Raw genomic sequence first — 12,805 nt, forward strand, 5'->3', positions numbered from 1 at the left:
GTTTCCTGAATCCGATCACGATCACTCATTCAGGAGACACCCGCACCATGGACACCACCCAACTCTTCTCGCTGAAGGGACGCACCGCGTTGATCACCGGCGGCTCGCGCGGCATCGGCCGCATGATCGCCGAAGGCTTCCTGGCCCAGGGCGCGCGCGTGTACATCTCTGCGCGCAAGGCCGCGGCCTGCGACGAGACGGCGAAGGAACTGTCGGCCTTCGGGCACTGCGTGTCGCTGCCGGCGGACGTGTCGACCGTCGAGGGCGCACAGGCGCTGGTCGATGCCTATGCGAAGCACGAAGGCTCGCTGGACATCCTGGTGAACAACGCAGGCGCGGCCTGGGGTGCGCCTTATGAAGAGTTTCCAGAGAGCGGCTGGGACAAGGTGGTGGACCTGAACCTGAAGACGCCCTTCTTCCTGACCAAGGCGCTGACGCCGATGCTGAAGAAGGCCGCGACGGATCACCTGGCGAAGGTGATCAACATCGCTTCGATCGACGGGATCTCGATCAATCCGCAGGAGACGTATTCGTATGCGGCGAGCAAGGCCGGACTGATCCAGCTCACGCGCCGCATGGCGTTGCGACTGGCGCAGGATCGCATCGTGGTGAGTGCGATTGCGCCTGGGGCGTTTGCTTCGGACATGAACAAGGTGGCCCGGGATCATGGGGATGAGATCAAGGGGAGGATTCCGGCTGGGCGGATCGGGGTGCCGGAGGATATGGCGGGGGCGGCCATCTACCTTGCGTCGCGGGCTGGGGACTATGTGATGGGGTCTACGTTGGTGGTGGATGGGGGGGTTACGCATGCTCGGTGAGCTGCTACTCCCTAAGCCGATGTTTGCTGGGGGGTTGCTTTCCGAGGCCGGGTCTCGGCCCGGCGGGCGACCTACTTTCTTTTGCTTCGCCAAAAGAAAGTAGGCAAAGAAAAGGCGACCCCACTGTCTGCGACCCTTCGCTTCGCTGCGGGCAACCTGCGGTGCTCGCGTTTCGCGGGGTCTCGCAGAACTCGCTTCGCTCAAACAGCTGCGGCCCTTGTCCCTCCTACGTCTGCGCTCCTCGGCGCAGCCAGAAGGGAGTTGGAGGCCAAACAGGCCATCGCTGCGCTCGGCCTTCTGAACAGCCCACACTGGCCTTCGCTTCGCTCGGCCACATATTGAGTCCCCGCGACTCCTGCAGACACTACGCTCTATTCCAAGCACAGCAGGCGCGAAGCGCTTGCTGTGCCTTGGGGGCCGAGCAACGCGATGGCCCAATTGTTCCCCCTCCCCTCTGGCTGCGCCGAGGAGCGCAGCGTTTCGCGGATCAGGGCTCGCAGCTGTTTGAGCGAAGCGAGTTCTGCGGACCCCCTCCTACGTCGAGCACCGCAGGTTGCCCGCAGCGAAGCGAAGGGACGCAGACAGTAGGGTCGCCTTTCTTTTGCCTACTTTTCTTTGGCGAAGCAAAAGAAAGTAGGTCGCCCGCCGGGGCGAGTCCCGGCCCCGGGAAACAACCACCTAAGAGCAATCAGTTCCAGCGAGGAACAGCCTCATCCTTAAGCTGCTGCCTCAACACCCCATAGTCCGGCAAAACACTCTCCACCGTCTCCCAGAACCGATGCGAGTGATCCATGACCCTCAAATGGGCAAGCTCATGCGCAACGACATAGTCAATCACCTCCAACCGAAAGTGAATCAACCGCCAGTTGAGCCGAATCGACCCATCCGCACTCGCACTCCCCCACCGAGTGGCGGCATTGGAAAGCGACAGCTTCTCCCACCGCACCCCGAGCAGCGGCGCGAAGTGATCCAGCCGCTCGATGAACAGCTTTCGCGCCTGCCGCATGAGCCAGGCCTGCGCCGCATCGCGGATCTGCGAAGGCTCGGCGTTCTGCGACACGGCCAGCCTCAGGACCCGGGGCCCGTCGCCCTCGGCCGGATCGAGCGTGCCCCCGACGCCGGCAAAGCCGTGCTTCGGATCGAGCCGCATCACGATCTGCTCGCCCAGGAAGGGAAAACCCGCGCCGTCCTTCCATTCGATGCGCGTGGCTTCGACGCGTGCATGGCGTTGCTGCGTCTCCGTCAGCTTGCGCAGGATCCAGTCGGATTTCTCGCGAATGGCCGCGTCGACGTCGCGCAGCGCCACCCATCGCGGCGCCCGCACCGACAGCCCTTCGGCCCCGACCAGGAAGCCGATCGTCTTGCGCTTGCCGCGCTTGAATTCGTAAGCCACGCGCGCTGAGCCGAGCACCACCTCGCGCGTGGCCTGGGGGTGCACGAAGTTCGCGAGCGTCAGCGTGTCGGCCAGCGGCACCGCCGGCGGCGCGTGCGGGTCTTCGACCGGCGCCACGACGGCCGGTGGCGCAACCGGGGGCTCCGGTTTCTTACTGGTCCGGCGCGGCCGCGCCGGCGCGGGAGCCGGTGGCGCGAATTCGCTGCCCAGCCCCTCGAAGAGGTCCATCGTGAACCGGAGCAGTCCCCCCATGGCGGGCCTTCTCTCTCTTCTTCCTCAGCTCACCGCTTCCTGCTGCGCGGGCTGCGGGGAGCTGTCGACGTAGGCTTCGGGGTCGAGGCGGCGCATTTCGGCCTCGATCCATTCCTCGACCTCGCGCATCAGCTCGTCGGGCTTGCGGCCCACGCTGGGAATGGCCGGGCCGATGGACACGTCGACCACGCCCGGACGCTTGATGAAGGCCTTGCGCGGCCACACCTTGGCCGAGGTCACGGCGATGGGGATCACCGGCACGCCGGTCTCGCAGGCCAGCCGCGTGCCGCCGCTCTTGTAGGTGCCCTTCTGCCCGCGCGGAATGCGGGTGCCCTCGGGGAACATGATGATCCAGATGCCCTGCGCGAGCAGCTTGCGGCCCTGGTTCACGACCTTGTTGAAGGCTTGCGCGCGCTGGCTGCGATCGATGTGGATCATGTCCAGCCGTGCCATCGCCCAGCCGAAGAAGGGGATGTAGATCAGCTCCTTCTTGAACACGTAGGCCAGCGGGTGCGGCATCAGCGTGGGCATCAGGAAGGTCTCGAGCGTGGACTGGTGCTTCACCAGCAGGATCGCGCCGGCGAGCTTGTCGGTCGGCAGGTTCTCCATGCCGCTCACGCGGGTCTTGATGCCCAGCAGCACGCGCGCGCCGCCGATGGCCCAGCCGAGCCAGCGCACGGCCATCCAGTAGAGCGGCACGCCGCGCTTCCAGAGCGAGCTGACGCACATGATGATGCCCCAGGGCACCACGGTGACGAGCATCCACAGTGCGTGGAGAACGGAACGGAACAACGCCATCAGAGAGCTACCTGCAGTGCGTCCCGCGCTTCGCGCGCGAGCAGAAAGTCGACAAAGGCGGCGAGATCGTCGTGGACCATCGTGTTCGCCGGGTATTCGGAAGGAAGCGGATCGACGCCGCGGCAGGCCGCGCCCATGCCCGTGAGCAGCAGGTGCGGCTCGCAGCCGGCGGCCGCGCCGGCCTGCAGGTCGCGCAGGCTGTCGCCGCAGGTCGGCACGCCCTCGAGATCGATGCCGTAGCGGTCGCCGATCTGCAGGAACAAACCCGGCTTGGGCTTGCGGCAGTCGCAGTCCTCGTCGGGGCTGTGCGGGCAGTAGAACACCGCGTCGACCTTGCCGCCCACGGCCGCGAGCATCTTGTGCATCTTGGCGTGCATGGCGTTGAGCGAGGCCATGTCGAACAGGCCACGGCCCAGGCCCGACTGGTTGGACGCAATCACCACGTGCCAGCCCGCATGGTTGAGGCGCGCAACCGCCTCCAGCGCACCGGGCAGCGGCGTCCACTCGATGTCGCTCTTCACGAAGTCTTCGCGGTGCACGTTGATCGTGCCGTTGCGGTCGAGGATGACGAGTTTCATGGCGGTGCCGCTCCTGGTAGTGGAGGCGTCGTGGTCGGGGTCAGACGGCCAGCCGTTCGAGCTGCGCCACGCGGTTCATCGCGGCGTGCAGCGACATCAGCAGGCCCAGGCGGTTCAGGCGCAGATCGGCCTGCTCGGCATTGACCATCACGCCGTCGAAGAAGGCGTCGACCGGCTCGCGCAGCGCGGCCAGCGTCTGCAGCGAGGCGGTGTAATCGCCAGCCTCGAACTGCGCGTTGGCGGCGGGCACGACCTGCGCCATGGCTGCGTGCAGCGCCTTCTCGGCGGGCTCCTGCAGCAGCAGTTCGCTGACGTGCGCGTCGGCCTCGGGGGCCTTCTTGAGGATGTTGCCGATGCGCTTGTTCGCAGCGGCCAGCGCGGCGGCGGCCGGCAGGGCCGCGAAGGCGCGCACGGCGGCCAGCAGCTTGGGCACTTCGCCCAGGCGCTGCGGGCGCGGAGCCAGCACGGCTTCGACCTCCTGGGCGCTGGCGCCCTGCTCGCGCAGGGAGCCGGCGAGACGGTCGAGGATGAAGTCCTGCAGTTCGCCGGTGGCGCGGCTGCTCTCGAAACCGGCGATGCCGCTGAACTGCGCGGCGGTGTCTTGCAGCAACGCGTCGAGCCCCAGCGGCAGGTCCTTCTCGATCAGCATGCGGATCACGCCCAGCGCGTGGCGGCGCAGGGCGAACGGGTCGCGGTCGCCGGTGGGCAGGTTGCCGATGCCGAACATGCCGACCAGCGTCTCGAGCTTGTCGGCCAGCGCCACCACGAGGCCCACGGTGTTGCGCGGCAGTTCGTCGCCGGCGAAGCGCGGCTTGTAGTGATCCTCGATGGCGTCGGCCACCGAGGCGTCGAGACCGTCGTGCTGCGCGTAGTAGCGGCCCATGATGCCCTGCAGCTCGGGGAACTCGCCGACCATGTCGGTCACGAGGTCGGCCTTGGCCAGCTGGGCAGCCTGCGTGGCATGCGCGGCGAGCGTCGCGTCGCCGAGCTTCTCCGCAATGCCGCGCGCGATGCGCATCACGCGCTCCACGCGCTCGCCCTGCGTGCCCAGCTTGTTGTGATAGACCACCTTGCCCAGCGACTCGACGCGCGAGGCCAGCGACTTCTTGCGGTCCTGGTCGAAGAAGAACTTGGCGTCGGCCAGGCGCGGGCGCACCACGCGCTCGTTGCCGCCGATGACCGCGCTCGCGTCGTCGGGGCTGATGTTGCTGACGACCAGGAACCTGTTGGTGAGCTTGCCCGACGCGTCGAGCAGCGGAAAGTACTTCTGGTTGGCCTTCATCGTGAGGATGAGGCATTCCTGCGGCACTTCGAGGAACTCGCGCTCGAAGCAGCAGACCAGCACGTTCGGGCGCTCGACTAGGGCGGTGACTTCATCGAGCAGGGCTTCGTCCTCGATGGGCACCGAGCCGCCGCCGACCTTCACCGCGGCCGCCGCGAGCTGGCGCGCGATCTCGGCGCGGCGTGCCTCGAAGCTCGCGATGACCGCGCCTTCTTCCTGCAGCTGCAGCGCGTAGCTGTTGGCATCGCGCAGCACGACCGGGTCGACCGCCGCCTCGAAGCGGTGGCCGTGCGTTTCGCGGCCGGCCTTCAGGCCCAGCGCCTCGACCGGCACCACGGCATCGCCGTGCAGCGCCACGAGGCCGTGCGCGGGGCGCACGAAGCTCACGCTGCTCCAGCCCGGCAGCTCGCAGCCGCTTTCGAGCTGGTAGCTCATGACCTTGGGAATCGGCAGCTTGGCGATGGCTTCGGCCAGCGCCTTCTGCAGGCCTTCGGCCAGCGTGGCGCCTTTGGCGGTGCTTTCGTAGAACAGCGCTTCGGCCTTGCCGTCCATGGCGCGCTTGAGGCCGGGCACGGCGGAGGCATCGGCGCCGAGCGCGCCCAGGCGCTTGAGCAGCGCGGGCGTGGGCTGGCCGGATGCGTCGAGGCCGACGGCCACGGGCATGAGCTTCTGCGACACGGCCTTGTCGGCAGCGCGCTCGGCCACATGCGTGACGTGCGCGGCAAGGCGGCGAGGCGAGGCGTACGGGGTCAGCACGGCGCCGGGCTCCACGAGCCCCTGCGCCGCGAGCTGGTCGCGCAGCACGCCGGCAAAGGCGTCACCGAGCTTCTTCAGCGCCTTGGGCGGCAATTCCTCGACAAACAGTTCGACAAGAAGGCTGGCAGACGACATGGCTCAGAGAGTAGGAGGGAATGGGCCGCGAGCGGCACCGGCCACGGGCACGCGACTGGGCAGCGCCGTGGAAGGGAAAGAAAGAGGAAGAACCGGATTCATGCGGCGACGGCGCCGACGCGCCGCTCCACATTGCGGCGTGCGACGAGCACGGCCACCGAAGCCACCAGCAACGGCGCCCACACGGTGAGCATCTCGTTGAACAGCACCTGCGCGCCGCGCGGCGAGAAGAACTTCTTCAGCGCGATCGGCGACACCTCGATGGGCCGCCACGGGCTGAAGTAGCGCACGTCGCTGAACGGCCAGAAGAAGGCGATGCCGATGCCGCCGTTCGTCAGCATGTCCAGCAGCGGATGCGACACGGTGCACAGCGAGATCCACGCCCACCCCGCCGCCCGGCGCATGCCCCAGCGGGGCGCGAGCCACCAGCCGGCGAGCCCCAGCAGCAGCGCGAACACCAGCGTGTGCGTGAAGCCGCGGTGCCCCGACATGCCGCCGTAGGCGATGCCGAGCTTGAAGGCCAGGCCGTCGAAGTCGGGCACGATGGAAGCGAGCATGCCCGCCAGCAGCGCCGCGACCGGCACGCGCCGCGTGCCCAGCGCAATGGTTGCGCAGACCGGGACGGCGACGTGGGTGAAGACGGTGGGCATGCGACGACAGCTGCTTCAGGCAGCCTTCTTCGGAGGGATCTGCGCGACCCATTCGCGCGGCGCCATCGGGAAGCCCAGGCGCTCGCGGCTGTCGTAGTAGCTCTGCGCCACGCTGCGCGCGAGGTTGCGGATGCGGCCGATGTAGGCAGCGCGCTCGGTCACGCTGATCGCGCCGCGCGCGTCGAGCAGGTTGAAGCTGTGCGCGGCCTTCAGCACCTGCTCGTAGGCGGGCAGCGCGAGCTGGGCTTCCATGAGGTGCTTCGCCTGCTTCTCGTGCGCATTGAAGGCGGTGAACAGGAACTCGGCGTCGCTGTGCTCGAAGTTGTAGGTCGACTGCTCGACCTCGTTCTGCTTGTAGACGTCGCCGTAGCTCAGGCCGTCGGTCCAGGTCAGGTTGTAGACGTTGTCCACGCCCTGCAGGTACATGGCCAGGCGCTCCAGGCCGTAGGTGATCTCGCCGGTGATGGGCTTGCAGTCGATGCCGCCGACCTGCTGGAAGTAGGTGAACTGCGTCACTTCCATGCCGTTGAGCCACACCTCCCAGCCCAGGCCCCAGGCGCCGAGCGTGGGGTTCTCCCAGTCGTCTTCCACGAAGCGGATGTCGTTCTTCTTCAGGTCGAAGCCCAGGGCTTCGAGGCTGCCGAGGTAGAGCTCGAGGATGTTCGAGGGCGCCGGCTTCAGCACGACCTGGTACTGGTAGTAGTGCTGCAGGCGGTTGGGGTTCTCGCCGTAGCGGCCGTCCTTGGGTCGGCGGCTGGGCTGCACGTAGGCGGCTTTCCAGGGCTCCGGGCCCAGGGCTCGCAGGAAGGTGGCGGTGTGCGAGGTGCCCGCGCCCACTTCCATGTCGTACGGTTGCAGCAGCGCGCAGCCCTTGTCGGCCCAGTACGACTGCAGTTTGAGAATGATTTGTTGGAAGGTCAGCATGGATCTGCGTGAAGGCGGCCGCCCGGCGGGAGAAGAACCCGCGGCGCAACGAGCCGGCTATTTTACGAGGCAGCGGGCAGTCAGGAGCGGGCCGCTATGCTCTCGCCCTTTGCCCACCCGGCCCCGCCCCGAAACCCCCTCTGTCTTCCATGCCCGTTGACCATGCCGCTTTGATCGCCCTGGGAGAACGCGTCGGCGCCCAGGCCTGGCCCGGATTCCTGGTTCTTCTCGCCCTGCTGACCCTGGTCGCCGGCATCGCCGCCTGGAGCTTCGAGCACCTGCGGCGCCGCCGCGCGGCACAGCCCGAGCCGGGCACCGGGCTGCTGTTCGGCGGGCTGGCCATCGGCGCCGCGGCCGTGCTGGCGCTAGCCTGGGGGTTCGCCGAAGTGGCCGAAGGCCTGGGCGACGGCCGGCCGATGGGCCTGCTGGACGAGACGATCAGCCATTCGGTCGGCGTCCATACCCCGCCGGCCGTGCGCGAGGTGTTCTCGTGGCTCACCCATCTGGCCGACCCGATCACCGTGGTGCTGCTGTGCACCGGCGTGGCGGTGGCGCTGTGGCTGCGCGGGCATCGCGGCTTCGCGGCCGGCTGGGTCGCGGCCACGGTCGGCAATGCGGTGCTGAACCACATGCTCAAGCACATCTTCGAGCGCGCGCGGCCGGTGCACGACTTCGGCTTCGCGCAGGTGTCGGGCTATTCATTTCCGAGCGGCCACAGCTCGGGTTCGATGGTGCTCTACGGCATGCTGGGCTACCTGGGGCTGCGCATGCTGCCGGCGCGCTGGCGGGTGCCTTCGGTGATGGCCGCGACCGCCGTGATCGTCACCGTGGCCTGCAGCCGCATCTTCGTGCGGGCCCACTTCCCGAGCGACGTGCTCGCGGGGCTGTGCTCGGGCACCGCATGGCTGGCGATCTGCATCGCGAGCATCGAGTACGCACGGCACCATCGCGGAACGGGCCGCCGATAGGCAGGAAAAAAGAAAAGGCCGCGGCGGCTTTCACCGCTGCGGCCTGGCACGCACGGGGCGCCGAAGACGCCCCCAAGGGAGATCAGTACTCCCAGAAGATGCGCTGCAGTTCCTTGGTGTTGTTGGTCTTGGTCAGGGCGACCATCGCCAGGATGCGCGCCTTCTGCGGGCGCAGGTCGTGCGCCACCACCCAGTCGTACTTGTCGTCGGGCTGCTCGGCGTTGCGGATCACGAAGCCGTCGGGCACGCGCGCGCTGCGGATCACGATCACGCCGTCGGAGCGGGCCTTCTGCAGGTTCGGCACGATGCGATCGGCCACCGAGCCGTTGCCGGTGCCGCCATGGATCAGCGCCTTGGCGCCGCTCTTGGCGATGGCGTCGATGGCCACCGAGCTCACGCCCTCGTAGCCCATGGCGATCTCCACCGGCGGCAGCGTGGTGATGCTGTCGATGTCGAACTCCGAGTTCATGGTGTGGCGCTTGACCGGCGCGCGGAACCAGTAGTTGCGGCCCTCGACGATCATGCCCAGCGGGCCCCACTGGCTGGAGAAGGCACTGGTCTTGATGTTGACGTTCTTGCTCACGTCGCGGCCGGTGTCGATGTTGTCGTTCATCGTCACGAGCACGCCCTTGCCCATTGCGTCCTTGCTGCCCGCCACGTTCACGGCGTTGTACAGGTTCAGTGCGCCGTCGGCCGACAGCGCGGTGCCCGGGCGCATCGAGCCGACCACCACGATCGGCTTGTTCGTGTGCACGGTCAGCGTGAGGAAGTAGGCGGTTTCTTCCAGCGTGTCGGTGCCGTGGGTGATGACGATGCCGTCCACGTCCGACTGCTTCGACAGCGCCGACACGCGCTTGGCCAGCGTCAGCAGGTTGTCGTTGGTCAGGCTTTCCGATGCGACCTGGAACACCTGCTCGCCGCGCACGTTGGCAACCTTGGAGAGCTCCGGCAGGCCGGCGATGAGCTTCTCGACGCCGACCTTGGCGGCCGCGTAGGTGGCGCTGTTGACGGCCGAGGCGCCGGCCCCGGCGATGGTGCCGCCGGTGGCGAGGATCACCACGTTGGGCAGCGCCTGTTGCGCCTGCGCGAGCGCGCTGGCGGCCAGCAGCGCGGCGCCGGCCGCGAAGGCACGGAAACGGGGAGAGAGGTACATGTAGAACTCCTGTGTTGAGTGGATTCTTTCGAGGCGGCGAGGACGATACATGAACCATGCCTGCATGCCCTTCGCGCCCATGCCGGCATGGCATGCGGTCATGCGCGGGACGCCGGTGGAGCCGGTGGTATTACCATCGACCGGGCGCACCGCCGCACCGCCCATCCGCCACCATGAACGCCGATCCCGCCGCCCTCCCCGTTTCACCCGCCCGGGAAATGCCCGCGCCAGACGGGCCCCTGTCGCGCGCACGGCCGGGGCGCGAGCGCATCATGGCGGCGATCCGCACCGCGGCCGTCACGGAGTTCAGCCTGCACGGCCTGAAGGGCACCTCCACGCAGGCCATCGCAGCGCGCGCGGGCCTCACCAAGCCACAGCTGCACTACTACATCGCCGGCAAGGAAGAGCTCTACGAAGAGTTGCTGATGCAGGTGCTGCACGCATGGAAGGTGGTGTTCTCCTTCGAGGACGCGAGCGACCCTGCCACGGTGCTGGGCAACTACATCCGCAAGAAGCTCGACCACGCCATCGACAGCCCCGAGATGTCGCGCCTCTTCACGCGCGAGATCCTCGACGGCGGGCGCAACCTCGACCGCTACTGGCCCAACGCGCGGGCCTGGACGCAGAACAAGATCGACGTGATCAACGGCTGGATCGCGCGCGGCCAGATGCGTCCGCTCGACGCGCGCATCCTGCTGATGCACATCTGGGCCATGACCCAGAGCTATGCCGACTACGCGATCCAGACGCGCGTGATGCTCGGCCTGCCGCCCGACGCGCCCATCGACCGCGAGCCCATCGCGCGCGAGCTCGTGGCCTTCGTGCTCAACGGCTGCGGCATCAAGGCCTGAACGCGGGCCCTGCCCCAGGGCCAATCCTTTCGTCTTAACTCCCTCCCGTATTCCTCGCGCTTCCTGCAACGCAGTGACTTTCTGCACTGTGTTGGGCGTGCCCGCGCGCCTACCTTCGCTCGCTTCGCCGCCCGCCCTCTTTTTTCTTGCGGCGGCGAATCACGAACAAACAGGAGTAGAGGATCATGAAAACGAGATTGTTCTTTGCGGCGCTCGCGACGGCGGCACTGGTAGCCTGCGGCGGTGGTGGAGGAGGCGGCGGCAACTTCGGGAGCCTGCCAGTCGGCTGGGTGCCTCCGTCACCGGGGCCGGGCGCGGGCCCGAGCCCCGAACCCAACCCGGAGCCGAACCCCAACCCGACCCCGACGCCCACGCCCATTGCCGCGAGCTACAAGTTCCTGAAATTCGAGCAGAACCGCGATCCGGACACCGAATCGGCCGAGAAGCGCTTCAACGACTACATCGCACTGCTCAACCGGGAGGGCGCCGCCGGCTACCGCTACCTCGAGGGAGAGGCCGGGGGCACCATCGTGCGCCTGCAGGACAGCTTCATGCTGGTCAAGGACACGGAGAGCACCTACAGCTACGAGTACAAGCGGCTGACCTACGACATCCTGCAGACCACCGCGCTGCAGGCGCTGCTGCAGCAGGCGAAGGAACAGGGAGCCAAGGGCATGGTGCTGCTCAAGATCCTGGCGCCCATCGATCTCAACAGCAACCTCGATCCCGAATTCGCCGTGCTCTACCGCAAGGATCTCGGCTCGTCGGCCACCTACGACGTGACGGCCGAGTTGTATGCCGAGAACGTCGCCGACTACGTGAGCCGCGCGAACGCGCAGGGCGCGAACGGCTACCGGCCGTGGGCCACGCCCTTCCTGGTCAACCAGGGCGGCTACCAGTTCTTCCTGAAAGACCTGGGCAGCGCATCGCGCTACCACTTCAAGGCCGTGATCAGCCCGCTGAGCGTGGTGGGCGGCGAAGTGAAGGACGTCAAGGCACAGATCCGGGAACAGGGTGCGCAAGGCTACCGGCTGCTGAAGGACCGCTTCCTGAAAGACGCGAACGGCGAATCGAAGGACTACATCTACTACGTGAAGGACACGACGCAGTCGAGCAGCTTCGAATACGAGTTCCTCGACAACCCGGACCCCGTGTTCGGCCTGCAGGAGGCCAATGCAGCACAGGCGAACGCGCAGACGGCCAACGGCCTCCGCTACTTCGGCGTACCCGACTCGCCGATCTTCTTCCGGTCGTCGGCCTGCACGGGACCGCTGTGCCTGTCGCCCGACCGAACCGAGACCAGCGACCGGAACTGAGCGGCAAGCCCGCAGCGAGCGGGCTCTTCTGGGTTGCGCAGGCGGCCTACAGGCCGTGCACGACCCAGGCACCGGCAGGCGGCGCGCGTACGTGCACGGTGTTCTCGCCGGGCCGGGCAAAGCGGTACTCACGGCCGCCGATCATGATCGACTTCATGTTGGTCCAGACCAGATAGTCATGTCCCTCGGCGGTCTGCGTGGACCGCAGCACCTGGAACACCGCCGGCACGACCACCACGAGGCGCACCCTCGCCGTTGCTGAACCGGCGCCCAGGCTGCTCTCCGCCGCGCACAGCATCGGCGCAAGCATCAGCGCACCCAGGGTGGCGCGCGCCGATTGCAGTCGACTTCCCGTCATAAGGCCCGATCCGTTGTCCATCGCAAGAACATGAGGTGCGGGCGCGACACATGCGCCCGATCTCCGGATATCGGCAGGAACGAGAAGAAATGCAGGGTCCGCCCGGGCAGGATCGGCGCCCCGCCTGCGGCCTAGTAGGTCACGGTCACCCGGATTGCGTTGCTGCCATCGCCGACCGGAGCGGTTGTGGCCTGCGGCGACGCGCCGCCCGTGGTCGCGGCCATCGCACCGATCGCGCCGTGCCAGGCGAAGCCGAGGCTGTCGCGGCCGTCGGCATCGGTTCCGGGCACCGTGAAGGTCGTTTCGCCAACCTTGTCGAACCTGTACTCCCGCCCCTTGATGACCACCGACGCCATGTTGGTCCAGACGCGGTATTCATGCCCACCTTTCACGGGCGTGACCTCGAGCACCTTGAAGGTCGGCAGAACGTTGATCGTCAGGTTGAAGCGGCCCATGGCGCTGCTCGTGCCGCGCATCGGCTCCGCGGAGCTGAGCTGCAGAGGCAGCGGCAGCAGGAGCAACAGCATGCCGACGGCAGCCAGCGGGGGTACCGTTTGCGGCGACCGCAGCGCG

The 12,805-nt window shown here is 67.5% G+C and carries 13 protein-coding genes; 4 read left to right on the forward strand and 9 right to left on the reverse strand.

Going from position 1 to position 12,805, the window contains the following annotated elements; translation table 11 throughout:
- Window positions 1-47 precede the first annotated feature (47 nt).
- Window positions 48-818 carry an SDR family oxidoreductase gene (locus ABL840_RS34915; RefSeq protein WP_093205966.1) on the forward strand — a complete coding sequence of 257 codons (771 nt, stop codon included), beginning with the start codon at window positions 48-50 and terminating at the stop codon, window positions 816-818.
- Between the two features lie 688 nt (window positions 819-1,506).
- Here the strand turns inward: ABL840_RS34915 and ABL840_RS34920 are convergent.
- The 6 genes from ABL840_RS34920 to glyQ form a co-directional block, all read right to left on the reverse strand.
- A complete protein-coding gene (locus ABL840_RS34920) occupies window positions 1,507-2,463 on the reverse strand; it encodes a M48 family metallopeptidase (RefSeq protein ID WP_418116104.1) in 957 nt (318 codons plus the stop codon).
- A 24-nt stretch (window positions 2,464-2,487) separates the two neighbouring features.
- Window positions 2,488-3,261: a lysophospholipid acyltransferase family protein gene (locus ABL840_RS34925; RefSeq protein ID WP_093205968.1), complete on the reverse strand. Its 774-nt coding sequence runs from the start codon at window positions 3,259-3,261 to the stop codon at window positions 2,488-2,490.
- The gene (gmhB, locus tag ABL840_RS34930; RefSeq protein ID WP_093205970.1) at window positions 3,261-3,839 is read right to left on the reverse strand and encodes a D-glycero-beta-D-manno-heptose 1,7-bisphosphate 7-phosphatase; all 579 of its coding nucleotides are present in this window, start codon (window positions 3,837-3,839) and stop codon (window positions 3,261-3,263) included. Before gmhB ends, ABL840_RS34925 begins: the two co-directional genes overlap by 1 nt.
- 40 nt (window positions 3,840-3,879) lie before the next feature.
- Window positions 3,880-6,012 carry a glycine--tRNA ligase subunit beta gene (glyS, locus tag ABL840_RS34935; RefSeq protein WP_093304702.1) on the reverse strand — a complete coding sequence of 711 codons (2,133 nt, stop codon included), beginning with the start codon at window positions 6,010-6,012 and terminating at the stop codon, window positions 3,880-3,882.
- A gap of 98 nt (window positions 6,013-6,110) precedes the next feature.
- Window positions 6,111-6,662 carry a metal-dependent hydrolase gene (locus tag ABL840_RS34940; protein ID WP_093304704.1) on the reverse strand — a complete coding sequence of 184 codons (552 nt, stop codon included), beginning with the start codon at window positions 6,660-6,662 and terminating at the stop codon, window positions 6,111-6,113.
- Between the two features lie 15 nt (window positions 6,663-6,677).
- A complete protein-coding gene (gene glyQ / locus ABL840_RS34945) occupies window positions 6,678-7,586 on the reverse strand; it encodes a glycine--tRNA ligase subunit alpha (protein WP_093205976.1) in 909 nt (302 codons plus the stop codon).
- Between the two features lie 149 nt (window positions 7,587-7,735).
- On the opposite strand from glyQ, the gene ABL840_RS34950 reads away from it, so the two are divergent.
- On the forward strand, window positions 7,736-8,554 hold the full coding sequence (locus ABL840_RS34950; protein ID WP_093205978.1) for a phosphatase PAP2 family protein: 819 nt from the start codon (window positions 7,736-7,738) through the stop codon (window positions 8,552-8,554).
- A gap of 82 nt (window positions 8,555-8,636) precedes the next feature.
- Here ABL840_RS34950 and ABL840_RS34955 read toward each other — a convergent pair whose 3' ends face one another.
- The gene (locus ABL840_RS34955; protein WP_093206052.1) at window positions 8,637-9,707 is read right to left on the reverse strand and encodes an asparaginase; all 1,071 of its coding nucleotides are present in this window, start codon (window positions 9,705-9,707) and stop codon (window positions 8,637-8,639) included.
- A 173-nt stretch (window positions 9,708-9,880) separates the two neighbouring features.
- On the opposite strand from ABL840_RS34955, the gene ABL840_RS34960 reads away from it, so the two are divergent.
- Complete coding sequence (locus tag ABL840_RS34960) at window positions 9,881-10,558, forward strand: TetR/AcrR family transcriptional regulator (protein WP_176947546.1); 678 nt, start codon at window positions 9,881-9,883, stop codon at window positions 10,556-10,558.
- A gap of 185 nt (window positions 10,559-10,743) precedes the next feature.
- Complete coding sequence (locus tag ABL840_RS34965) at window positions 10,744-11,874, forward strand: hypothetical protein (protein WP_143042965.1); 1,131 nt, start codon at window positions 10,744-10,746, stop codon at window positions 11,872-11,874.
- A gap of 46 nt (window positions 11,875-11,920) precedes the next feature.
- On the opposite strand, the gene ABL840_RS34970 is transcribed toward ABL840_RS34965, so the two are convergent.
- Both ABL840_RS34970 and ABL840_RS34975 read right to left on the reverse strand, forming a co-directional pair.
- Entirely contained in the window at window positions 11,921-12,232 is a 312-nt protein-coding gene (locus tag ABL840_RS34970; RefSeq protein ID WP_093304707.1) for a hypothetical protein, read from the reverse strand.
- A gap of 131 nt (window positions 12,233-12,363) precedes the next feature.
- On the reverse strand, window positions 12,364-12,759 hold the full coding sequence (locus ABL840_RS34975) for a hypothetical protein (RefSeq protein ID WP_418116105.1): 396 nt from the start codon (window positions 12,757-12,759) through the stop codon (window positions 12,364-12,366).
- Window positions 12,760-12,805: the final 46 nt, after the last annotated feature.

Origin of the sequence: Variovorax sp. NFACC27, assembly GCF_048301545.1 — a bacterium.
In the GTDB taxonomy this organism is placed as follows: Bacteria; Pseudomonadota; Gammaproteobacteria; order Burkholderiales; family Burkholderiaceae_C; genus Variovorax; species Variovorax gossypii.

Bases quoted from the DNA above. Each gene is read 5' to 3' on its own strand.
- ABL840_RS34960 (WP_176947546.1), top strand. From the start codon at position 9,881: ATGAACGCCGATCCCGCCGCCCTCCCCGTTTCACCCGCCCGGGAAATG.
- ABL840_RS34915 (WP_093205966.1), top strand. From the start codon at position 48: ATGGACACCACCCAACTCTTCTCGCTGAAGGGACGCACCGCGTTGATC.
- ABL840_RS34920 (WP_418116104.1), bottom strand. From the start codon at position 2,463: ATGGGGGGACTGCTCCGGTTCACGATGGACCTCTTCGAGGGGCTGGGC.
- glyS (WP_093304702.1), bottom strand. From the start codon at position 6,012: ATGTCGTCTGCCAGCCTTCTTGTCGAACTGTTTGTCGAGGAATTGCCG.
- ABL840_RS34940 (WP_093304704.1), bottom strand. From the start codon at position 6,662: ATGCCCACCGTCTTCACCCACGTCGCCGTCCCGGTCTGCGCAACCATT.
- gmhB (WP_093205970.1), bottom strand. From the start codon at position 3,839: ATGAAACTCGTCATCCTCGACCGCAACGGCACGATCAACGTGCACCGC.
- glyQ (WP_093205976.1), bottom strand. From the start codon at position 7,586: ATGCTGACCTTCCAACAAATCATTCTCAAACTGCAGTCGTACTGGGCC.
- ABL840_RS34965 (WP_143042965.1), top strand. From the start codon at position 10,744: ATGAAAACGAGATTGTTCTTTGCGGCGCTCGCGACGGCGGCACTGGTA.
- ABL840_RS34925 (WP_093205968.1), bottom strand. From the start codon at position 3,261: ATGGCGTTGTTCCGTTCCGTTCTCCACGCACTGTGGATGCTCGTCACC.
- ABL840_RS34955 (WP_093206052.1), bottom strand. From the start codon at position 9,707: ATGTACCTCTCTCCCCGTTTCCGTGCCTTCGCGGCCGGCGCCGCGCTG.
- ABL840_RS34970 (WP_093304707.1), bottom strand. From the start codon at position 12,232: ATGACGGGAAGTCGACTGCAATCGGCGCGCGCCACCCTGGGTGCGCTG.
- ABL840_RS34975 (WP_418116105.1), bottom strand. From the start codon at position 12,759: ATGCTGTTGCTCCTGCTGCCGCTGCCTCTGCAGCTCAGCTCCGCGGAG.
- ABL840_RS34950 (WP_093205978.1), top strand. From the start codon at position 7,736: ATGCCCGTTGACCATGCCGCTTTGATCGCCCTGGGAGAACGCGTCGGC.